Origin of the sequence: Sphingosinicella flava (genome assembly GCF_016025255.1) — a bacterium.
In the GTDB taxonomy this organism is placed as follows: Bacteria; Pseudomonadota; Alphaproteobacteria; order Sphingomonadales; family Sphingomonadaceae; genus Allosphingosinicella; species Allosphingosinicella flava.
On record NZ_CP065592.1, the window covers coordinates 1,310,456 to 1,330,166 of the forward strand.

A 19,711-nucleotide genomic window follows, 5' to 3' on the forward strand; every position below is an offset into this window, starting at 1 on the left:
CCGTTGATGCGGATGCGCTTCGGCGAAAAGCTGAGGAATTGATTTTCTTGCCAGAGCATCAATTTCATCAACTTTCCCTCGAAGAAAATCGGCTAAGGCTTTCCATCCAGTTAGGGTTGAAAGCGATCGGAGGGAGTGACGGCCATGAAGGGCGACGAACGCGTCATCGAGCTTTTGAATGAAGCGCTCAAGAATGAGCTGACCGCCGTCAACCAATATTGGCTGCATTACCGCCTGTTCGACCATTGGGGCATCCAGCGCCTCGCCGAGTTCGAACGGCATGAATCGATCGACGAGATGAAGCATGCCGACCGCCTGTCGGAACGCATCCTGTTCCTCGACGGACTTCCCAATTTCCAGCTCCTCGGCCGCCTCCGCATCGGTGAGACGGTGGAGGAGGCGCTGAAGGCCGACCTCGACCTTGAAAAGGAGGCGCTTCAGCAGCTTCGCGAGGCCATCGCCCATTGCGAAAGCGTCCGCGATTATGTGAGCCGCGATCTCTTCGCCGAAATCCTCGCCAATGAGGAAGAGCATGTCGATATCCTCGAAAAGCAGTTCGACATGATCGAGCGGATGGGGCTCCAAAATTATATCCAGCTTCAGTCCAAACCGGCTGAGGACTGACCGTCTGGTCAGCCCATGCGGAGAGTGAAGCCGCTCCACGTTCTTGTTTGAGTTTTTGAGGGGGAAGAGCATGGAAGCGCGGCTGCCACTGGAACGCATCCCGACCCTCGACATCTTGCGTGGCATCGCCGTCATGGGCATTCTCGCGATGAACATTCCGGCCTTCGCGATGCCGGAGGCGGCTTATACCAGCCCCGCCGCTTATGGCGGCTCCGAAGGCCTCGACCTGTTCGCCTGGATCGCGAGCTTCATTCTTTTCGACGGCAAGATGCGCGGCTTTTTCGGCTTGCTTTTCGGCGCGAGCATGCTGCTCGTGATCGATCGGGCGGAGGCGCGAGGGGAAAATGGCGCGGCCGTCCACCTGCGCCGCATGGCCTGGCTCCTCGTCATCGGTCTCGCCCATTTCTATCTCTTTTGGTGGGGCGACATTCTCTCGCTCTACGCCCTGGCGGGCACCGCCGCCTTCCTGCTCCACCGCTTGCCGGCCAAGTGGATGATCGCCGCCATTGTCCTGCTGCTTGGCTGGCAAGGCGTGAAGATGGGCATGACCTCGGCTCGCTTCCTCGCCGCGGAAAGCCGGGCGGAAGCGCCGGGCGCCTCCGCCGACGCCGTCGCCCGCTGGCAGCGCATGGATGGCAGCTTCCGTCCGCCCGCGGACCGGATCGCGGCCGATCTCGCGCTCCACCGTTCGGGTTACGGCACGCTCGTTCACGACCGCGTGGCGAACCGGACATGGGAGCCCTTTACCGGCTTCCTCTTCATCGGCGCCGAGACGGTCGCTTACATGCTGATCGGCATGCTGGGCTTGCGCAGCGGATTCCTGATCGGGGCCTGGACGGCGGAGGCCTATCGCCGCGTCGCTTTTTGGGGCCTGGCGCTAGGCGGGGGCGGCTTCATGGCGCTTGCGGCTCTGGACGTGGCGTCCGGTTTCAACACCGCCACGGTCGCCGCGGTGCAATTCAGCGGGACGCAGGTGCCGCGCCTTCTGATGATCTTCGGCTATGCCGCCTTGTTCATCCTCCTCGCCCGCAAAGGCGGATGGCTGATCGGGCGCATCGCCGCAGCCGGGCGGATGGCGCTCTCCAATTATCTCGGCGCCACCTTGGTTCTTACGCCGATATTCTACGGCTACGGTCTCGGCCTCTACGGGCATCTCGACCGGGCGGCGCTTTATCCCATCGTGTTCGCGACTTGGATCTTGATGCTGCTTTGGTCGCAGCCATGGCTGGCGCGGCACCGTTACGGCCCGTTCGAATGGCTGTGGCGCAGCCTCGCGCGCGGGCGGGCCCAGCCGATGCGGCTCTCCGCGCAAATCGCATGATCGGTTATGACCGCGCCGCGATGATTGGGTAACCTACATGACGACCAGGGGGGAGGCAGACATGGCGACGACATCGGAACCGCAGGCTCGCATCGTCACGCTCGACATCGTTCGCGGCATTGCCGTGATGGGCATATTGGCGATGAACATCGTCGCCTTCGCCATGCCCCAAGCGGCCTACCAGAATCCTAAGGCCTATGGCGGGTCAGAGGGGCTGGACCTCGCCGTCTGGTGGTTCAACTTCGTGCTCGTCGACGGAAAGATGCGCGGTCTTTTCTCGCTTCTGTTCGGCGCCAGCATGCTGCTCGTCATAGAGGGCGCCGCCGCGAAGGGCGAAAATCCTGCATCCGTCCACTATCGCCGCATGGGCTGGCTCCTGATCTTTGGTCTCCTCCATTTCTTTTTCGTCTGGTGGGGAGACATCCTCTACCAATATGCCTTGATCGGCATGATCGCTTTCCTGTTCCGGAATAAGCCAATCAAAGCGCTGATCCGGTGGGCCATCGGCTTTCTGCTCGTTCAGTGGTTGCTCATGGCGCTGATTTCCTTCCAATTTTTCACAGTGGCTGAACAGGCTGCCGCGCCCGGCGTCAGTGCCGATGTCCTCGCCCAGTGGAGCCAGATGAAGCAGGGTTTCATGCCGTCCGCCGCGGAGCTCGCGAAGGATATTGCCGTCTATGATGGCGGCTATGGCAGCATCGTCGTTCATCGTGCCGGGCAGGCGGGCTTTATGATCACCGGCCTTATCTTCGTCGGCATGGAGACGCTGGCCTATATGCTGATCGGCATGGCGGCGCTGAAAAGCGGTTTCTTGACCGGCGCCTGGGACAATCGCCGCTATCTTCGCTGGATGATCGTCGCTTATGCGATCAGCATTCCGCTCTATATGTTGATCGCCGCCTGGCTTGCCGGTTCCGGCTTCTCCGTCACGACTGTCGTCGCCGCCAACCTGGGCGCGACGGTGCCGATCCGGCCGGTGATGATCGTCGGCCACGCCGCGCTCATCATCTTGCTCACCCGCAATGGCGGCGCTTTGGTCGAGCGGATCGCGGCGGCGGGCCGGATGGCGTTCACCAACTATCTGGGCACGAGCATCATCGTCTCGACGCTCTTCTACGGTTATGGCGGCGGCCTCTACGGGGATCTCAGCCGGGCGGAGAGCTATTTGGTCGTGTTCGCCATGTGGGCGCTGATGCTGCTTTGGTCGAAGCTTTGGCTCGACCGCTACCGGTTCGGCCCGTTCGAATGGCTGTGGCGCAGCCTCGCGCGCGGCAAAGTGCAGCCGATGCGGAGGGAGGCGGCGGCGATTTAAATCCGCCCGAATTCCTGATTGGTTCCGGCGCGGCCGAAGGCCGGGCGGCGCTGGGCAAGCGGATTCATTTCCGCCGCGAAGAGCGCCATCGTTTCGTCGAACAGGCGGCGGAGCTGCACGACCGCAGGCAGGATTTCGTCGGGAAACAGCCGATTTTCCACCGCGCGGCGTCCCGCAAACTCGATCTTTTCGGCGAGCGCGCCGATCGGCTCCGCGCCGAACTGCCGCGCCTCGGTCTTCAGCGTGTGGGCGGGGAGGATAAGCGCTGTCGCGTCCCGGCGGTGCATGCCGTCCTCGATCCGGGCCACGGCCTTTTCACCATCTTCCTGGAAATAGCCGAGGATTCGCACGAAGCTCGCGCCAAGCTCAGTGCGGGTGCGCGAAAAAAGCGCCCAATCCACAATGGCTTCGCCGTTATTGTTCAATGGTGCATCCTCTTTTCAATGCGCCCCGTCTAACCGGCAGCGGTAAATAGGGAGTTACACGGACAGGATTTCGACGCGAAATGCACCTTCCTCTTCCGTGCTGCAAGTCCAGCCGCGTTCGGCGCAAAGCGCGGCGATCTCCCGCGGCGCGATGGGATCGTCGGCAAGGATCCGGATCGTCCCCGCCCCGCCCATTTCCCGCACCGCCCGGGCAAGCCGCATGACCGGCCACGGGCACAGCATGCCCCGCGCATCGACGAGTCGCGGCCCGCCCTTCACGACCCGAACGGATTCTTCGGCGCCCGCGCGTGGAGCCGCACCGGCACCGCGCCAAAGCCCAATTCCTTGCGGATGCCGTTCACGAGATAGCGTTTGTAGCTTTCCGGAAGCTCATCCACCCGCGTCCCGAACAGCACGAAGCTCGGCGGGCGCGTATTCACCTGGGTGATGTAGCGCAGTTTGATCCTTTTGCCGCCCGGCGCGGGTGGCGGATTATTCTCCACCGCCCGTTCGAACCAGCGGTTGAGCTCGCCCGTCGACACGCGCCGCGACCAGATGTCGCGCACCTCGAAGGCGGCGGAGAGCAATTGGTCGATCCCCTTGCCGGTACGCGCCGATACGGCGATCAGCGGCACGCCGCGCACCTGCGACAAGCCTTCTTCCAACGCGGCCCTGATGCCCTGGAACAGCGAACTCGCATTCTCCGCCACGTCCCATTTGTTGATGGCGATGACGAGCGCGCGGCCCTCCTGAAGCGCATTGTCCGCGATCCGCAGATCCTGCGCCTCCAGTCCCAGTGTCGCGTCGAGCAGCAAAACCACGACTTCCGCGAAATCCACCGCGCGCCGCGCGTCGGCGACGGACAGTTTTTCCAGCTTGTCCTGCACCCGTGCCTTCTTGCGCATGCCTGCCGTGTCGATCAGCCGTACCGGACGGATATTGCCCCCCGCGTCCTTCCATTCCCAATCGATGGCGATGGAATCGCGGGTAATGCCCGCTTCCGGCCCGGTGATGAGGCGTTCCTGTTCCAGGATGCGGTTGATGAGGGTCGACTTGCCCGCATTGGGGCGGCCGACGATGGCGAGCTTCAGCGGGCGGTTCGCCTCGTCGGCCTCTTCCTCCTCGGCGAAGGGATCCTCCTCGCGCTCGATGAAGGGGGCGAGCTGCTCGTAAAGATCGGCGACACCCTCGCCATGTTCCGCGCTGATCGCGATCGGTTCGCCAAGGCCAAGGGCATAGGCCTCCAACAATCCCCCCTCGCCCGCGCGTCCTTCCGCCTTGTTGGCGGCAAGCACGACCGGCGTTTTTTCGCTGCGGAGCCAGCGGGCGATTTCCTCGTCCAAAGGCGTGATGCCGGCACGCGCATCGACGATGAAAAGCGCGGCATCCGCCTCCCGCACCGCTGCCGTGGTCTGCGCGCGCATGCGGCCGGGCAGGGTTTCGGGATCCTCATCCTCGAAGCCCGCCGTATCGATGATCCGGAATTCAGTGCCGAGCAGAACGGCATCGCCCTCCCGCCGGTCGCGCGTCACGCCGGGCCGGTCGTCGACGAGCGCCAGCTTCTTGCCCACCAGGCGGTTGAACAAGGTGGACTTTCCGACATTCGGACGTCCGACGATCGCGACGGTGGGCAATTTGGCCATGAAAGGCCCCTGCCCGAGGCAGCCGGGACATTCAAGCCCCGGCTCTTCAGTGGCTTACCGCCAGGCGGCGAGCGTACCGTCGTCGTGAAGGACGTAGAGCGCGCCGTTCGCGACGACCAGCGGCAGCGACACCGGCTTCTTGGTGTTCACCGTCGTCTGGATGGCGCCGTCCGCCGGATTGACATTGGTGATCTGCCCCTCGGAACTGGCGAGGATCAGCCGATCCCCCGCAAGCACGGGGCCGACCCAGCTGATCGGGCCCTTCTTATCCTCTTCGTCCCGGTAACGCGGAAGCTGCGTCATCCAGCGGACCTTGCCAGTGTCACGCGCGACGGCCAGAAGCTCGGCATCGTCGGTGACGACGTAAATCCAGTCGCCCGCCACCCACGGCGTCGAGATGCCCGCGACGTTGATTTCCCAAAGCCGCTGGCCGGTGGCGAGGTCGATCGCAACCATGCGTCCGCCCTGGCCGATGGCGTAGACGCGGCCATTGTCGATCACCGGATCGGCATCGACGTCGGACAAATTGGTGACGGCGGTCGAAATGGACGTGCGGGTCAGCGCATCGCCCCACACCGGCTGGCCGTTTTCATAGCGGAAGGCCGTAAGCTCGCCGGAGGAGAAACCCGCGACCACGGTGCCCTGCGCGACGGCAGGAGCGGCAACGCCGAACACGCCCGCAAGCTCGATCGATCCCGCGCCTTGCCAGCGGAGCGAACCGTCCGCGACATTCAGCGCGTAAAGCTGGTTGTCCTGGCTCAGCACATAGGCGCTGTCATAGGCGATGGTCGGGGCGCCGCGCAGCGGCCCGCCGGGGCGCGTCTTCCAGATCTGCTTGCCGGTCGCGGCATCGAACGCCGCGACATCGCCAATGCCGTTGGTCGCATAGACTCGGCCATTGTCGAAGCTGACGCCGCCGCCGAACACGGCGCCGCTATTGCCGGTATTTTCGCCGGTCCAAAAACTACGGCGTCCGGTCACGTCGCCGACGCTCGCCCGCCAGCGTTCGCCGCCGTTGGCGGCGTCGAGCGCGCGGACCGTCGCATTGGTGTCGATGACATAGATGGTCCCGTTGGCAACCACCGGCGCCGCGGCGAGCCGGGTCCGCGATGTGCTGCCCGCGATTTCAACCGCCCAAGCCCGGCCGATCGCGGCGGGCAAGGCGAGGTGGCCGATCGACTTGGCCGCGCTGCCGCCGGGCTGCGCCCAATCGGCATTGCTGACCGCGCCCGGGATCGTCACCGGCACGGCCGCGAGCTCCGGATCGACCTGAATGCCAGTTTCGGACGACAGGACGGGAATGCGTTGTCCCACAGTCGGCGTCACCGGATCCTTCTTGCCGCCGACGATGCCGCAGCCGCCCAGAATGCCGGCGGCGGCCAGGATTGTTACCAGTCGCTTCATTGTTTCGCTTTCTCCGTCGCGGCGCCGCCGCTTTGGTCACTGTCCGGAACCGCGTCGATGCCGAGGGACGACGCCATCTGGACGGCGCGCGACCGGATCGTGTCGGGGAGTTGATCGTCCTTGGCCATGGCGGCGAAGATCGGGCCGGCAAGCTCCGGCTTGCCCGCCTTCATATGCGCGATCGCGACCATTTCCCCCGCGCTGCCGAACCAGGGATTGCCGGCGACGGCGAGGCCCTTCAACCGCTCGATCACTTGAGCCGGGGGCAATTTATCGAATTCCGCCGCCGTCTGGCGAAGGAGCGCGAGCTCGCGATAGGGCGCGGCGAAATCGGCATTGTCGGCGACGGCCTTGAACTGAGCGGCGGCCTCTGCATCCTTGCCTTCGCTCAGCGCGATATCGGCCTTGGTGAGCAAGGCGGCGGCGCGATACCCGTCCGAACCCTCCTTGGCGAGTTGATCGAGGCGCGGACCCGCTTCCTTCAGCTTGTTCGCCTGAAGATCGGAAAAAGCCTGGGTCAGCATTTCGGCATGGGCAGCCTCTTCCTGCTCCTGCCGATGCTGCCAATAAAGATAGCCGCCGATCGCGGCGAGCAGCAGGGCAAAGCCCGCGATCAAGGCCTTGCCGTAACGCTGCCAGAATGTGGTCAGCTGGGCGCGGCGAAGCTCGTCGTCCACCTCGCGGTAGAAAGCTTCATTGTCAGCGGGCTTGATCGCCAAGAATCGTCTCCATGGATGTCACGCGGTCTGCCCGGGCCAACCTATCTCCCCCCTGAACGAAGGGCGAAGGCGCCGGGTGTTTCCGCCTCTGCCCTGCACCTCTATCCGCGCCGAGGCGCAAACGGAAGAGCATTCACTTGCGCCGGTAGATCTGCGCCTCGGTGGGAAAGGTTCGCGCCCTGACATCGGCCGCGTAGGCTTCCGCCGCCGAAGTAATGCGACCCGCCAGATCGTCGAACTTCTTCACGAAACGCGGCGTCCGCTCGAACATGCCGAGCATGTCGTCGATCACGAGCACCTGGCCATCGCACTGCGCCGACGCGCCGATACCGATCGTGGGGCAGGCAACAGATTTAGTCGCTTCGACCGCGATTTCCTCCATCACGCCTTCCAGCACGACGGCGAAAGCGCCGGCATCGGCGACGGCGCGGGCGTCGGCGAGGATCTTCGCCGCCTCCGCTTCGCTCTTGCCGCGCGCGGCATAGCCGCCCAATGCGTTCACCGCCTGCGGGGTGAGACCGACATGGGCCATCACCGGAATGCCGCGCGCGGTGAGGAAAGCGATCGTCTCCGCCATCGCCTCGCCGCCTTCCAGTTTCACCGCCGCCGCACCGGTTTCCTTCAGGATGCGGGCGGCGCTTTCGAAGGCTTGTGCCGGGCTTGCTTCATAGGAACCGAACGGCATGTCGATCACCACGACGCTGTGCCACGACCCCCGCACCACGGCGGCGCCATGCGCGCACATCATGTCGAGCGTCACCGGCACCGTTGAGGGCAGGCCGTAAATCACCTGGGCCAGACTGTCGCCGACCAGCAATATGTCGCAATGCGGGTCGAGCAATTGCGCCATGCGCGCCGTATAGGCTGTGAGCATGACGATCGGCTCGCCGCCCTTCATGCCCTGTATCTTGGGAACGGTCAGCCGCTTCATTGGCGCTGGCGTCGGATTGGCGCGGCTGGTGGAGGTGTCGAGCGTGTAGGTCGTGGACATGGATTACCTTCTATCGCCGCGCGGGCCGTTGCGGAAGGCCGGCCGCACGGCCGACGGCGTGCCCAGACGAACCGCCGCAGATGCATCCCCTCTTCGAGGGAAAGTTGATGAAATTGATGCTCCGGCAAGTTTTTCAGGCTGCCCTTCCCGACCGGCGGGGCTTGATGGCCGAAATGGCAAGGAGGGCGCGGGATTCATCATCCCGCCTTCATGGCAGATTCTGGCAATGTAGGAAAATCCGTTCCCCCAATATGGATAAGCGACCCGGCCTCACTGCGGGCATCAGGCGATCAATGCGGCCTCATATGCGGCCGGTCCGAAGCCAAGAAGCCAGCATTCCCCAGTGCCGAGGATCGGCCGCTTGATCATCGAAGGCTGCGCCAACATCAGGCTCACGGCCCTGTCGACATCCAATCCTTCCTTATCCGTATCGGGCAGCTTGCGGAACGTCGTGCCCGCGCGGTTCAGAACCTTTTCCCAGCCGAATTCGTCCACCCAGGCGCGAAGCTGGGCTTCGTCGACGCCTGCGACCTTATAGTCATGGAAGGTGTAGCCGATACCCTGCGCGTCCAGCCACGCCCGCGCCTTCTTCACCGTGTCGCAATTCTTGATGCCGTAAAGCGTCAGCATATTACCCCTCGATCGTCTTGCCGAAACGCAGGCTGGTCCGTTCGTAGCCGAGCCGTTCGTAGAAGCGGTGGGCATCCACCCGTTTTTGGTTGCTTGTCACCTCGATCAGGGCGCAACCCAATGCTTTCATGCGCGCTTCCGCCGCGATAACGAGCTGCGCCCCTATGCCGGCCGATCGCTTACGCGCCGTGACCACCAGCATCGAAATCCGCCCAACCCGGGTATCGCGGTGGAGAACAGGCATGATATTCCAGGTCAGACACCCGATCGGCTTGCCCTCGTCCGCCACCAGGGCAGGTTGGCCGAGCTTCGCCAGCCGGTCCAGCCGCTCAGCGACATCGAAGGCGGTCACCGCATAACCCAGTTCCTCGATAAGACCCGTTAGCGCTTCAGCGTCTTCCGGCCGCGCCTCACGAACAACGAACATTCATGCCCCTCACTCCCACTCGATCGTGCCGGGCGGCTTCGAGGTGTAATCGTAGACGACGCGGTTGATGCCCTTCACTTCGTTGATGATGCGGGTGGCGACGCGGCTGAGGAAAGCGGCGTCGAAGGGGTAGATGTCGGCGGTCATGCCATCGGTGGACGTGACGGCGCGGAGGGCGCAGACGCTGTCGTAGGTGCGGTAATCGCCCATCACGCCAACGGTCCGGACCGGCAGCAGCACGGCAAAAGCCTGCCAGATGGCGTCGTAAAGCCCGGCGGTGCGGATTTCCTCAAGATAGACGGCGTCGGCCTTGCGGAGGATGTCGCAACGTTCCTTCGTCACTTCGCCCGGAATGCGGATTGCGAGGCCCGGGCCGGGGAAAGGATGGCGGCCGACGAAGACCTCCGGCAGGCCGAGCTCCCGCCCAAGCGCCCGCACCTCGTCCTTGAAGAGTTCACGCAACGGTTCGACGAGCTGCATGTTCATGCGCTCGGGAAGGCCGCCGACATTGTGGTGGCTCTTGATCGTGACCGAGGGGCCACCCGTGAAGCTGACGCTTTCGATCACGTCGGGGTAAAGCGTGCCTTGGGCCAGGAAATCGGCGCCGCCGATCTTCCTCGCCTCCTCCTCGAACACATCGATGAAGGTCTTGCCGATGAATTTGCGCTTGGCTTCGGGATCGGTGACGCCGGCGAGGCCGGAAAGGAACAATTCCTCCGCATCCACGTGGACGAGCGGAATGTTGTAATGATTGCGGAACAGGCTCACCACCTGCTCGGCTTCATTGGCGCGCAACAGGCCGTGATCGACAAAGACGCAAGTCAATTGATCGCCGATGGCTTCGTGGATCAGCACCGCCGCCACTGCGCTGTCGACGCCGCCGGAGAGGCCGCAAATCACCCGTCCCTTGCCGACCTGGGCGCGGATTTCCGCGATCTTGGTCTGGCGGAATTCGGCCATGGTCCAATCGCCCGCGAGGCCACAGACGTGGCGGACGAAATTGGCGATGAGCTTGGCGCCGTCGGGCGTATGCACGACTTCCGGGTGGAATTGCGTGCCGTAATAGTTTTTCTCTTCGTTGGCGATGAGCGCGAAGGGCGCGCCGTCCGATGTCGCGACGACGCGAAAGCCGGGCGCGAAGCGGGTTACCTTGTCGCCATGGCTCATCCAGACCTGATGGCGCTCGCCGACCTTCCACAGCCCGTCGAACAGCTTGCAATCCTCGGTGACCGTAAGGAAGGCACGGCCGAATTCGCCCCCCTCCCCGGTTTCATGCCCTGGCCGCACCTCGCCGCCGAGCTGATGCGTCATCACCTGCTGGCCGTAGCAGATGCCGAGGATGGGGAGGCCGCTTTCGAACAGGATTTCCGGTGCCCGGGGGCTGCCTTCCTCCGGCACGCCCGCCGGCGATCCGGACAGGATGATGCCTTTGGGCTTCAGCCGTTCAAAGGCTTCCGCGGCCTGGGTGAAGGGCGCGATCTCGCTATAGACGCCCGCCTCGCGCACCCGCCGCGCGATCAGCTGGGTCACCTGGCTCCCGAAGTCGACGATGAGGATATTGTCGCTGGGCTGGATCGTCATGCGGCCGGGCCTTTTCGAGCATAAAGAGATGCGCGGGCCTTAAGACCCGCGCATCTTCCTGTCCAGCAAGCCTGTCGTCAGAAACGGTAGGCGTTCAGCTCGAAATTATAGATTTCGCCGTCCTTGGCGAAGCAGGTGAACGACCGGATGCCGCCATCGCCCGGAAAGCCGCCGACATCGACGACGCCGCGCACCCGATAGACGCCGTCGCGGCGGTCGACATCGGTGATGTCGCGGACGCGGGCGTCGGAATACTGACCGCCATGCTCGGCTTCGTTGACGCAGGTATAGACGGCCCCGCGCTCGCCCCGGCTGCCGCCGCTATAACCATAGCGATCGCCGCCAAAGCCGTAATCGTCGTCCTTCTTGGCCGCAGACGCGATGGCCGCGATCGCGCCGATCAGCAGAACGCCGCCGACGACATCCCCGGCAGTCAGCTTGTCGTTCCGATGGTAGCCATGATGCCATCCGCCGCCCCGGCGCGCTTCCGCCGGTGCCGCGGCACCGGCCAGCAAGGCTGCTGCAACAATCGCGCTCATCCCTTTTTTCAACGTGCCCATAATATCCTCCAACAGCCTTTTCGGCCCTGGAACGAAATTGGCGCCCCAGCCCTGACTGATGGCTGAACGATCCTGAAGGATGCCGTTCAGTTTCGAGGCTCCGATCAATCGCCGATCGTCAGCCCGGTATGATGCGCGATGAAGGCGTACATGTCGGTATATTCCTCGATCTGCTTGGCGGTCGGCTTCCCCGAACCGTGCCCGGCGCGCGTTTCGATGCGGATGAGGTGCGGCGCCGGACCAGTATCGGCCGCCTGCATCGCGGAGATATATTTGAAGCTGTGACCCGGAACGACGCGGTCGTCCGTGTCCGCCGTCGTCACCAGCATCGGCGGGTAATTCACGCCCGATTTGATGTTGTGATAAGGCGAATAGGAATAGAGCGTCCGGAAATCCGCTTCCTTGCTTGGATAGCCATAATCGTCCACCCAATAACGCCCGGCGGTGAACCGGTCGAACCGCAGCATGTCCATCACACCCACGGTCGGCAACGCCGCCGCGAATAGGTCGGGCCGCTGATTGAGCGCCGCGCCGACGAGAAGGCCGCCATTGGACCGGCCTTCGATCGCGAGCTTGTCCTTCGACGTGATCCCCTGCGCGATCAGATACTCGCCCGCCGCGATGAAATCGTCGAACACATTCTGCTTGTTGTGAAGGCGCCCGGCATCGTGCCACGCCTTGCCATATTCGCCGCCGCCACGCAGGTTCGCCACCGCCAGCACGCCGCCCTCGGCGACCCAGGCCATCCATTTGGGCTGGAAGCGGGGCAGCTCCGGCGCGTTGAACCCGCCATAGCCGTAGAGCAGGGCCGGCACGTTCTTGAGCGCCATGCCTTTCTTGTGAATGAGGAAGATCGGCACCTTGGTGCCGTCCTTCGAAGTGTAGAAACGCTGCGCAACCTCATATTGCGCCGGGTCGAAGGACAGCTTGGGCTCGGCGAACACCGAAGCCGCGTTGGCCTTGCTGTCGTAGCGATAGATGGCGCCTGGCGAGTTGAAACTCGCGAAAGAGAAGAAGGTCTCGCTGTCGCTCGCGTCGCCGGAGAAGCCGGCCGTCGTGCCGATACCGGGGAGGGTCACCGTGCCGACGCGCTTACCGGCCATGTCGAAGGTGCGCACTTCCGTTTTCGCATCGACCAGGTAGGAGCCGATGATCTTGTCTCCGACGATCGAGGCGCTGCCGAGAGTCGCCTGATCCTCCGGCACCAATTCCGTCACCGTCAACGCCGGTTTCGAGACGTCCGTCGAAACGATCCGCCCGCGCTGCGCATCCTTGTCCGTGCGCCAGTAGAAAGTGGTGCCCATGTTGCCGAGATAGGACCAATCATTCTCCAGGCCCGTCACCAGGCGGCGCGGCTTGGCTCCCGCCGTCTGAAGGTCGATCAGCGTGATTTCGTAGCGCTCGTCGGTGCCTTCCGAGCTGGTGACGATCAGCCAGCGCCCGTCATCCGACACTTCCGCCGTGTTGCTGAGCTTCGGACGGTCGGGCTGCGCGTAGATCAGCTTGTCGTCCGCCTGTGTCGTGCCGAGCTTGTGGAAGTAGACCGCCTGCCCCTCGTTCAGCGACTGGAACTGCGCGCCAGGCTTCGGCTCGGCGAAACGGGAATAATAGAAGCCCGATCCATCCTTCGCCCAATCTAGGTTGGAGAATTTGACCCACTTCACCTCGTCCGGCAGCACCTCGCCGGTATCGGCGTTCAGTACCTTCACCACGCGCCAATCGGTGCCGCCTTCCTGAATGGAATAGAGGACGTGCTTACCATCCTTCGACGCGTCCCATTCGGCGAGCGCGGTCGCTCCATCCTTCGACCAGGTGTTCGGATCGATCAGTTGGCGCGGCGTGCCGTTGAGACCATCGCGGACATACAGCACCGACTGGTTCTGCAGGCCGTCATTGCGCGTGTAGAAATAGCGATTGCCGGCCTTCTCCGGCACACCGTAGCGCTCGTAATCGTAGAGCGCGGTCAGCCGGGCCTTCAGTGCATCGCGGCCCGGAATCGCGGCGAGATAGGCGTTAGTCACCGCATTCTGCGCCGTTACCCATTCCCGCACCTTAGGGTCTTCGCGCACATCGTTTTCAAGCCAGCGATAGGGATCGACCACGGCTACTCCGAATTGCGTCTCCACCACATCACCCCGCGCCGTCTGGGGATAAGCAAAGGGGGTGAAGGCGGCGATCGCAACCGGGGCATCTGCCATGGCTGGCGACAAGGCGGTAGATAGAAGCAGAAGAGCAGCAGCGTAACGCATGATGATTTCCCGTTGTGCAATGCTCCGACTGAGGCCGGGCTCTGATTGAACGTTATGGCTGGCTCACGCTTTCACCCGAGCCAACGCGAGCTACTTCACCGTCATGCCGGTATGTTTGGCAGTGAAGGCCCAAAGGTCGGCATATTCCTCGATGATCTTGTCGGTGGGCTTGCCGGAGCCGTGCCCGGCCCGCGTCTCGATGCGGATGAGGTGCGGCTTGTCGCCGATATCGGCGGCCTGGATCGCGGCGGCATATTTGAAGCTATGGCCCGGCACCACGCGATCATCCGTATCGGCGGTCGTCACCAGGATGGCTGGATAGGACACGCCCGTCTTCACATTGTGATAAGGCGAATAAGCGTGGAGCTTCCGGAAGTCCGCCTCTTTGTTAGGATAGCCGTAATCGTCCACCCAATAGCGCCCCGCAGTCCAGCGGTCGAAGCGCAGCATGTCCATCACGCCGACGGCGGGCAAGGCGGCAGCGAACAGATCCGGCCGCTGGTTGACGACGGCGCCGACCAGGAGGCCGCCGTTCGAGCCGCCCTGAATGGCAAGCTTGTCCTTCGTCGTGATCCCTTGCGCGATCAGATATTCGCCCGCCGCGATGAAATCGTCGAACACGTTCTGCTTGTTCTGCAGACGCCCGGCATCGTGCCAGGCCTTGCCATATTCGCCGCCGCCGCGCAGGTTCGCGACCGCGAGGACACCGCCTTGCTCCATCCAGGCGAGCCGCGTCGGCGAATAGCTTGGCGTCATCGAAATGTTGAAGCCGCCATAACCGTAGAGCAAGGTCGGCGCGCCCTTCGACAAGTCCAGGCCCTTTTTGTGCACGACGAACATCGGCACGCGGGTGCCGTCCTTCGACGTGTAGAAACGCTGGCTGACTTCATAAGCGGCGGGATCGAACAGCACCTTGGGCTCCGCCCAGGGGGTCGCCTGCCCCGTCGCCGCGTCGTAGCGATAGATGGCCGTCGGCGTCGCGAAGCTGGTGAAGGAGAAGAAGGTTTCGGGATCGTCCGATTCTCCGCCGAAACCGCCCGCCGTGCCGATGCCGGGCAAGGCCACGGTGCCGAGCTTCTTGCCATCGAGGCTGTAGCGCCTGACCTCCGTCTTTGCATCGACGAGGTAGGAAAGCATCAGAGTGCCGCCGAGCAGCGACGCGCCGTCCAGCGTCGCCTGATCTTCCGGCACCACTTCGACCGGCTTCGGATCGTCCTCCGCCACATCGAGCGACACGACGCGCAAACGCGGGGCATCCTTGTTGGTCGCCCACAGGAATTTCGTGTCCTGATTGCCGATATAGGACCAGTTATTTTCAAGCCCAGCGATCAATGTGCGCGGTTTTGCTTCCGGCCGGGCAAGGTCGATCAGCGTGATTTCGTAGCGGTCGTCCGTCCCTTCGGATGAGGTGACGATCAGCCACTTCCCGTCTTCGCTCACCTGTCCGTAATGGCCGCGCTTGGGCAGATCGGGGGTTTCGAAGATCAGCTTGTCTTCGCCTTGCGGCGTGCCGAGCTTGTGGAAATAGATTTTGTGATGCTCGTTCGTGGCCTGGAATTTCTGGCCGGGCGCGGGCTCGGGGAAACGGCTATAATAGAAACCGGAACCATCCTTCGCCCATTCGACGCCGCTATTCTTGATCCACTCCAACTGGTCAGCGGTTTCCTTGCCGGTCGCGAGGTCGAGCACTTTTACCGTCCGCCAATCGCTGCCGCCATCCTGGATCGCATAAGCCACATAACGGCCGTCCTCCGACGGTACCCAGCTCGCCAACGCCGTCGCACCGTCCTTCGACCAGGTGTTGGGGTCGAGGAGCATCCGCCCCTCACCGTTCAGGCTGTCCCGGACATAAAGAGCCGACTGATTCTGCAGGCCATTGTTACGCGTGTAGAAGTAACGGCCACCTTTCTTATAAGGCAGGCCGTACCGTTCGTAATCGTATAGCGCCTTGATCCGAAACGCGAAGATGTCCCGGCCCGGCAGCGTGTCGAGATAGGCATTCGTCACCTTATTCTGTTCGGCTACCCAATCGGCAACGGCCTTGTCCTCGCGCACGTCATTTTCAAGCCAGCGATACGGATCGGCGACCTTCACCCCGAATTGCGTGTCCACCACGTCCTGACGCAGCGTCTTGGGATAGGCGATGGGCGCTGCCTGCGTCGCGGCGGCATTGGCTGTCATGGCGGTAAAGGTGCTTCCGGTGGTGGCGAGGAGGGCGGTGAAGATCAGTCGAGTAGAGACGCGCATATAAGGCTGCCTTCGCGAAGGAAAAGAATAGTGGGAGGGTAGCGGCCTCATTGCGCTTGTCAAAGGCAAGCTCAAAGAGCCGGATAACGGCCCCAACGCCCGACAAAAGAACGCCGGGTCAAACACTTGTTCATCGCTTGCTCAGGCAATGGGGCGGATAGTCTCACCTTCGGCGGCGCTTGCGGCTGCAAGCCATGCCACCCTGAGTTAGGAGCCAGTATATGCTCAAGAAATTCATCCTTGGCGCGGCCGTTCTTGCCACGAGCGCGACCGCCCTTCCCACTGCCGCTCAAGCGCAATCGCGCTACCGCGATTATGGTTATGCCCGCCACTATGACGGCTATGGCTATGACCGCGGCTATCGCGATTATGACCGGCGCTACGGCGACTATCGCCGCTACCGGCGCGGCGACCATTACTATGAAGGCGGCCGCTATTATGAAGGCGACCGCTATTATGCAGATAGTCGCTACCGCCGTTGCAGCGATGGAACGGCCGGCGCCATCGTCGGGGGCGCGGCGGGCGCCCTGCTCGGCCGCGAGATCGCGCGGGATGGCGGCCGGAGCCGTTATTCCTACCGCCATCGGGGCGGCGACGGCACAACCGGCGCGATCCTGGGCGGCGCGATCGGTGCGCTGATCGGCAACGAAATCGGCAAGAATTGCTGACAAACAAAAAGGGCCTCCAGACGGAGGCCCTTTTCATATCAGTCGATGCAAAGCGTGAGGCTCAGGCGGCCTCTGCCTCGAACCCTTCGTCGTTCATCACCGGACCGGAATCCTGGCCCTTGGCGGACACGTCGCGGTCGACGAATTCGATGATCGCCATGGCTGCGGCGTCCGACGCGCGGATACCGGCCTTGATGACGCGGGTGTAGCCGCCGTTGCGGTCCGCATAGCGGGCAGCAAGGACGTCGAACAGCTTCACCAGCTGCGCGTCGTCGAGCAGACGGGCATGCGCGAGGCGGCGGTTCGAAAGGCCGCCCTTCTTCGCGAGCGTGACCAGCTTTTCGACGTAGGGACGCAGTTCCTTCGCCTTGGCGACGGTGGTCATGATCTGCTCATGCTTGATGAGCGCGGCCGCCATGTTGCGGAACAGGGCCGCACGATGGCTGGAGGTCCGTTGCAGCTTACGGCCGCCGACGCGATGACGCATTGTTCTTTTCCTTCGTTCGTTAAGGGACCGTGTGAGGTATCCCAAACCAGGCGGTGAAAACGGGCACCGCCCATACCCCTTATCAGTTCCCCGGCGAAAGCCAGGGTCAAGCAAACAGGAGAGCTGGGCTCCGGCCTTCGCCGGAGCACAACCTCATTAGCCCATCAATTCCTGTTCGAGCTTCTTGGCCATTTCCTCGATATTTTCAGGCGGCCAGCCCGGAATGTCCATGCCGAGGCGGAGGCCCATGCCGGACAGCACTTCCTTGATCTCGTTGAGGCTCTTGCGCCCGAAATTCGGCGTGCGGAGCATCTCGGCCTCGGTCTTTTGGACGAGGTCGCCGATGTAAATGATGTTGTCGTTCTTCAGGCAATTGGCGCTGCGGACCGACAGTTCCAGCTCGTCCACCTTCTTCAAGAGATAGCGGTTGAGCTGGTTCGCGTCGCTTTCGGTTTCCATGGCGGTCATGGAAACACCGGCGCTCGGCGCGGCGGCGGCCAGGCCTTCGTCGAAGTGGACGAACAGCTGGAGCTGGTCCTGAAGGATGCGGGCCGCATAGGCGATCGCATCGTCCGGGCTGATCGTGCCGTCGGTTTCGACGGTGAGCGTCAGCTTGTCATAGTCGAGTTCCTGGCCGACGCGGGTGTTTTCAACCTTGTAGCTGACCTGGCGCACCGGCGAGTAGAGCGCATCGACCGGGATGAGGCCGATCGGCGCGTCGGCCGGACGGTTGTTGGCGGCGGGGACATAGCCCTTGCCGGCCTGAACCGTCAGTTCCATGTTGAGCGTCGCGCCTTCGTCCAGATGGCAGATGACGAGATCGGGGTTCATCACCTCGATATCGCCCGTGGCCGCGATCTGGCCGGCGGTGACTTCGCCGGGGCCGGTGGCCGACAGCGACAGGCGCTTCGAGCCTTCGCCTTCCATCTTCAGCGCAACCTGCTTCACGTTGAGGACCATGTCGGTCACGTCTTCGCGGACGCCCGCGAGGCTCGAAAATTCGTGCAGCACGCCTTCGATCTTGATCGACGTGACGGCAGCGCCCTGAAGCGAAGAAAGAAGGACGCGGCGCAGCGAGTTGCCGAGCGTCAGGCCGAAGCCGCGCTCAAGCGGCTCGGCGACGAAGGTCGCCTTGCGCCGGGCGTCGCCACCCGCCTTCTTCTCCAGAGCGTTGGGCTTCTTCATTTCCTGCCAGTTCTTTGCGTTGACGGCCATGATCTTCCCTTGGCTTCCTCGGAAGCGATCGAGGATCGCTTCCGGTTTTTGAAAAATTCGAAACCGTTTTGCGGTTTCGGCAATCTGAAACCGGCTTTCCGCAAAGGCGGAAAGACGATTTTTATACGCGGCGACGCTTGGACGGGCGGACGCCGTTGTGCGGGATCGGCGTCACGTCGCGGATGGACGTGATCTGGAAGCCGACCGCCTGAAGCGCGCGAAGGGCGCTTTCGCGGCCCGAGCCCGGACCCTTCACTTCGACCTCGAGCGTGCGGACGCCATGTTCGGCGGCCTTCTTGCCCGCATCTTCGGCGGCGACCTGGGCGGCATAAGGCGTCGACTTGCGGCTGCCCTTGAAGCCCATCATGCCCGCCGAAGACCAGGCAATCGCATTGCCCTGCGCATCGGTGATCGTGATCATCGTGTTGTTGAAGCTGGCGTTGACGTGGGCAACACCGGCGGTGATGTTCTTGCGCTCGCGCCGGCGAAGGCGCTGAGGTTCGCGTGCCATAATCTTTATTCCTACCTAAATCCTGAGATCAAATCGGCGGAGGAGAAGTGTCTCACAATCGTCCCCCGGACGATTGCTCGCTTACTTCTTCTTGCCGGCGATCGGCTTGGCCTTGCCCTTGCGGGTGCGCGCATTGGTGTGCGTGCGCTGGCCGCGGACCGGAAGGCCCTTGCGGTGACGCAGGCCGCGATAGCAGGCGAGATCCATCAAACGCTTGATGTTCATCGCGGTCTGGCGGCGAAGATCGCCCTCGACCGTATGATCGGCGTCGATCGTTTCGCGGATCTGCAGGACTTCCTGGTCAGAAAGATCCTGGACGCGGCGCTCCGCAGTGATACCGAGCTTGGTGGTGATCTCCTTGGCTTTGGTCGGGCCAATGCCATGGATATAGGTCAGCGCGATTTCGACGCGCTTGTTGGTCGGGATGTTCACACCCGCAATACGTGCCATTCGATAATTCTCCTGCTCCACAGGACGGCTGGCCACCGCCCCATCTCAGCGCTTTCAAAATCCCTAAAACAGGCATAGCCGACGCGCGCAAAGCATGCGCCGCCGGAGGGCCGGTTAACGGGATGACGGCGAGATAGGAGCGCGAACCGATTCTGTCAACAGCGTCCAAATTTGGATTTCTCCAAAAAAGACTTTCCTTACCGACATATTTCGGAATAATCCTAATTCGCTGATTCACTAATTAACT

At 63.0% G+C, this 19,711-nt stretch carries 20 protein-coding genes; 4 read left to right on the forward strand and 16 right to left on the reverse strand.

Going from position 1 to position 19,711, the window contains the following annotated elements; genetic code table 11:
- The first annotated feature begins 144 nt into the window (after positions 1–144).
- The 3 genes from bfr (at position 145) to IC614_RS06775 (ending at position 3,257) form a co-directional block, all read left to right on the forward strand.
- Positions 145–624: a bacterioferritin gene (bfr, locus tag IC614_RS06765; protein ID WP_200970607.1), complete on the forward strand. Its 480-nt coding sequence runs from the start codon at positions 145–147 to the stop codon at positions 622–624.
- Positions 625–694: 70 nt separating this feature from the next.
- A complete protein-coding gene (locus tag IC614_RS06770; protein ID WP_200970608.1) occupies positions 695–1,945 on the forward strand; it encodes a DUF418 domain-containing protein in 1,251 nt (416 codons plus the stop codon).
- 61 nt (positions 1,946–2,006) lie between these two features.
- Positions 2,007–3,257, forward strand: coding sequence for a DUF418 domain-containing protein (locus tag IC614_RS06775; RefSeq protein ID WP_200970609.1), 1,251 nt, complete (start codon positions 2,007–2,009; stop codon positions 3,255–3,257).
- Here IC614_RS06775 and IC614_RS06780 read toward each other — a convergent pair.
- The 12 genes from IC614_RS06780 to IC614_RS06835 form a co-directional block, all read right to left on the reverse strand.
- The gene (locus IC614_RS06780; protein ID WP_226372592.1) at positions 3,254–3,682 is read right to left on the reverse strand and encodes an Hpt domain-containing protein; all 429 of its coding nucleotides are present in this window, start codon (positions 3,680–3,682) and stop codon (positions 3,254–3,256) included. The genes IC614_RS06775 and IC614_RS06780 overlap by 4 nt on opposite strands.
- A gap of 54 nt (positions 3,683–3,736) precedes the next feature.
- Positions 3,737–3,961 (reverse strand): sulfurtransferase TusA family protein, encoded by a 225-nt coding sequence (locus IC614_RS06785; RefSeq protein WP_264175493.1) that lies wholly within the window; start codon positions 3,959–3,961, stop codon positions 3,737–3,739.
- Complete coding sequence (der, locus tag IC614_RS06790; RefSeq protein ID WP_200970610.1) at positions 3,958–5,325, reverse strand: ribosome biogenesis GTPase Der; 1,368 nt, start codon at positions 5,323–5,325, stop codon at positions 3,958–3,960. Before der ends, IC614_RS06785 begins: the two co-directional genes overlap by 4 nt.
- A gap of 54 nt (positions 5,326–5,379) precedes the next feature.
- A complete protein-coding gene (locus tag IC614_RS06795) occupies positions 5,380–6,729 on the reverse strand; it encodes an outer membrane protein assembly factor BamB family protein (RefSeq protein WP_200970611.1) in 1,350 nt (449 codons plus the stop codon).
- The gene (locus IC614_RS06800; RefSeq protein WP_200970612.1) at positions 6,726–7,448 is read right to left on the reverse strand and encodes a tetratricopeptide repeat protein; all 723 of its coding nucleotides are present in this window, start codon (positions 7,446–7,448) and stop codon (positions 6,726–6,728) included. Before IC614_RS06800 ends, IC614_RS06795 begins: the two co-directional genes overlap by 4 nt.
- Positions 7,449–7,581: 133 nt before the next feature.
- Positions 7,582–8,439 carry a 3-methyl-2-oxobutanoate hydroxymethyltransferase gene (panB, locus tag IC614_RS06805; protein ID WP_200970613.1) on the reverse strand — a complete coding sequence of 286 codons (858 nt, stop codon included), beginning with the start codon at positions 8,437–8,439 and terminating at the stop codon, positions 7,582–7,584.
- Between the two features lie 282 nt (positions 8,440–8,721).
- Positions 8,722–9,069 (reverse strand): ArsC family reductase, encoded by a 348-nt coding sequence (locus IC614_RS06810; RefSeq protein ID WP_200970615.1) that lies wholly within the window; start codon positions 9,067–9,069, stop codon positions 8,722–8,724.
- Position 9,070: 1 nt separating this feature from the next.
- Positions 9,071–9,496 carry a GNAT family N-acetyltransferase gene (locus IC614_RS06815; RefSeq protein ID WP_200970616.1) on the reverse strand — a complete coding sequence of 142 codons (426 nt, stop codon included), beginning with the start codon at positions 9,494–9,496 and terminating at the stop codon, positions 9,071–9,073.
- 9 nt (positions 9,497–9,505) lie between these two features.
- Complete coding sequence (gene guaA, locus IC614_RS06820) at positions 9,506–11,077, reverse strand: glutamine-hydrolyzing GMP synthase (RefSeq protein WP_200970617.1); 1,572 nt, start codon at positions 11,075–11,077, stop codon at positions 9,506–9,508.
- A gap of 77 nt (positions 11,078–11,154) precedes the next feature.
- The gene (locus IC614_RS06825; protein WP_207791097.1) at positions 11,155–11,616 is read right to left on the reverse strand and encodes a hypothetical protein; all 462 of its coding nucleotides are present in this window, start codon (positions 11,614–11,616) and stop codon (positions 11,155–11,157) included.
- 125 nt (positions 11,617–11,741) lie between these two features.
- Positions 11,742–13,886 carry a prolyl oligopeptidase family serine peptidase gene (locus tag IC614_RS06830; protein ID WP_200970619.1) on the reverse strand — a complete coding sequence of 715 codons (2,145 nt, stop codon included), beginning with the start codon at positions 13,884–13,886 and terminating at the stop codon, positions 11,742–11,744.
- A gap of 90 nt (positions 13,887–13,976) precedes the next feature.
- The gene (locus tag IC614_RS06835; protein ID WP_200970620.1) at positions 13,977–16,133 is read right to left on the reverse strand and encodes a prolyl oligopeptidase family serine peptidase; all 2,157 of its coding nucleotides are present in this window, start codon (positions 16,131–16,133) and stop codon (positions 13,977–13,979) included.
- A 221-nt stretch (positions 16,134–16,354) separates the two neighbouring features.
- Between IC614_RS06835 and IC614_RS06840 the strand changes: the two genes are divergently transcribed.
- On the forward strand, positions 16,355–16,801 hold the full coding sequence (locus IC614_RS06840; RefSeq protein WP_200970621.1) for a glycine zipper 2TM domain-containing protein: 447 nt from the start codon (positions 16,355–16,357) through the stop codon (positions 16,799–16,801).
- Between the two features lie 61 nt (positions 16,802–16,862).
- Here IC614_RS06840 and rplQ read toward each other — a convergent pair whose 3' ends face one another.
- The 4 genes from rplQ to rpsM all read right to left on the reverse strand — a co-directional run bounded on the left by rplQ (position 16,863) and on the right by rpsM (position 19,464).
- Positions 16,863–17,288: a 50S ribosomal protein L17 gene (gene rplQ, locus IC614_RS06845; protein ID WP_200970622.1), complete on the reverse strand. Its 426-nt coding sequence runs from the start codon at positions 17,286–17,288 to the stop codon at positions 16,863–16,865.
- A 156-nt stretch (positions 17,289–17,444) separates the two neighbouring features.
- Positions 17,445–18,503, reverse strand: a complete 1,059-nt coding sequence (locus IC614_RS06850; RefSeq protein ID WP_200970623.1) for a DNA-directed RNA polymerase subunit alpha — start codon at positions 18,501–18,503, stop codon at positions 17,445–17,447.
- Positions 18,504–18,624: 121 nt separating this feature from the next.
- Positions 18,625–19,014 (reverse strand): 30S ribosomal protein S11, encoded by a 390-nt coding sequence (rpsK, locus tag IC614_RS06855; protein ID WP_019831586.1) that lies wholly within the window; start codon positions 19,012–19,014, stop codon positions 18,625–18,627.
- Positions 19,015–19,095: 81 nt separating this feature from the next.
- Positions 19,096–19,464, reverse strand: a complete 369-nt coding sequence (rpsM, locus tag IC614_RS06860; protein ID WP_200970624.1) for a 30S ribosomal protein S13 — start codon at positions 19,462–19,464, stop codon at positions 19,096–19,098.
- Between the last annotated feature and the right edge of the window lie 247 nt (positions 19,465–19,711).

Bases quoted from the DNA above. Each gene is read 5' to 3' on its own strand.
- IC614_RS06770 (WP_200970608.1), top strand. From the start codon at position 695: ATGGAAGCGCGGCTGCCACTGGAACGCATCCCGACCCTCGACATCTTG.
- IC614_RS06795 (WP_200970611.1), bottom strand. From the start codon at position 6,729: ATGAAGCGACTGGTAACAATCCTGGCCGCCGCCGGCATTCTGGGCGGC.
- rplQ (WP_200970622.1), bottom strand. From the start codon at position 17,288: ATGCGTCATCGCGTCGGCGGCCGTAAGCTGCAACGGACCTCCAGCCAT.
- IC614_RS06775 (WP_200970609.1), top strand. From the start codon at position 2,007: ATGGCGACGACATCGGAACCGCAGGCTCGCATCGTCACGCTCGACATC.
- IC614_RS06850 (WP_200970623.1), bottom strand. From the start codon at position 18,503: ATGGCCGTCAACGCAAAGAACTGGCAGGAAATGAAGAAGCCCAACGCT.
- der (WP_200970610.1), bottom strand. From the start codon at position 5,325: ATGGCCAAATTGCCCACCGTCGCGATCGTCGGACGTCCGAATGTCGGA.
- rpsM (WP_200970624.1), bottom strand. From the start codon at position 19,464: ATGGCACGTATTGCGGGTGTGAACATCCCGACCAACAAGCGCGTCGAA.
- IC614_RS06825 (WP_207791097.1), bottom strand. From the start codon at position 11,616: ATGAGCGCGATTGTTGCAGCAGCCTTGCTGGCCGGTGCCGCGGCACCG.
- rpsK (WP_019831586.1), bottom strand. From the start codon at position 19,014: ATGGCACGCGAACCTCAGCGCCTTCGCCGGCGCGAGCGCAAGAACATC.
- bfr (WP_200970607.1), top strand. From the start codon at position 145: ATGAAGGGCGACGAACGCGTCATCGAGCTTTTGAATGAAGCGCTCAAG.
- IC614_RS06810 (WP_200970615.1), bottom strand. From the start codon at position 9,069: ATGCTGACGCTTTACGGCATCAAGAATTGCGACACGGTGAAGAAGGCG.
- panB (WP_200970613.1), bottom strand. From the start codon at position 8,439: ATGTCCACGACCTACACGCTCGACACCTCCACCAGCCGCGCCAATCCG.
- IC614_RS06840 (WP_200970621.1), top strand. From the start codon at position 16,355: ATGCTCAAGAAATTCATCCTTGGCGCGGCCGTTCTTGCCACGAGCGCG.
- IC614_RS06815 (WP_200970616.1), bottom strand. From the start codon at position 9,496: ATGTTCGTTGTTCGTGAGGCGCGGCCGGAAGACGCTGAAGCGCTAACG.
- IC614_RS06830 (WP_200970619.1), bottom strand. From the start codon at position 13,886: ATGCGTTACGCTGCTGCTCTTCTGCTTCTATCTACCGCCTTGTCGCCA.
- IC614_RS06835 (WP_200970620.1), bottom strand. From the start codon at position 16,133: ATGCGCGTCTCTACTCGACTGATCTTCACCGCCCTCCTCGCCACCACC.
- guaA (WP_200970617.1), bottom strand. From the start codon at position 11,077: ATGACGATCCAGCCCAGCGACAATATCCTCATCGTCGACTTCGGGAGC.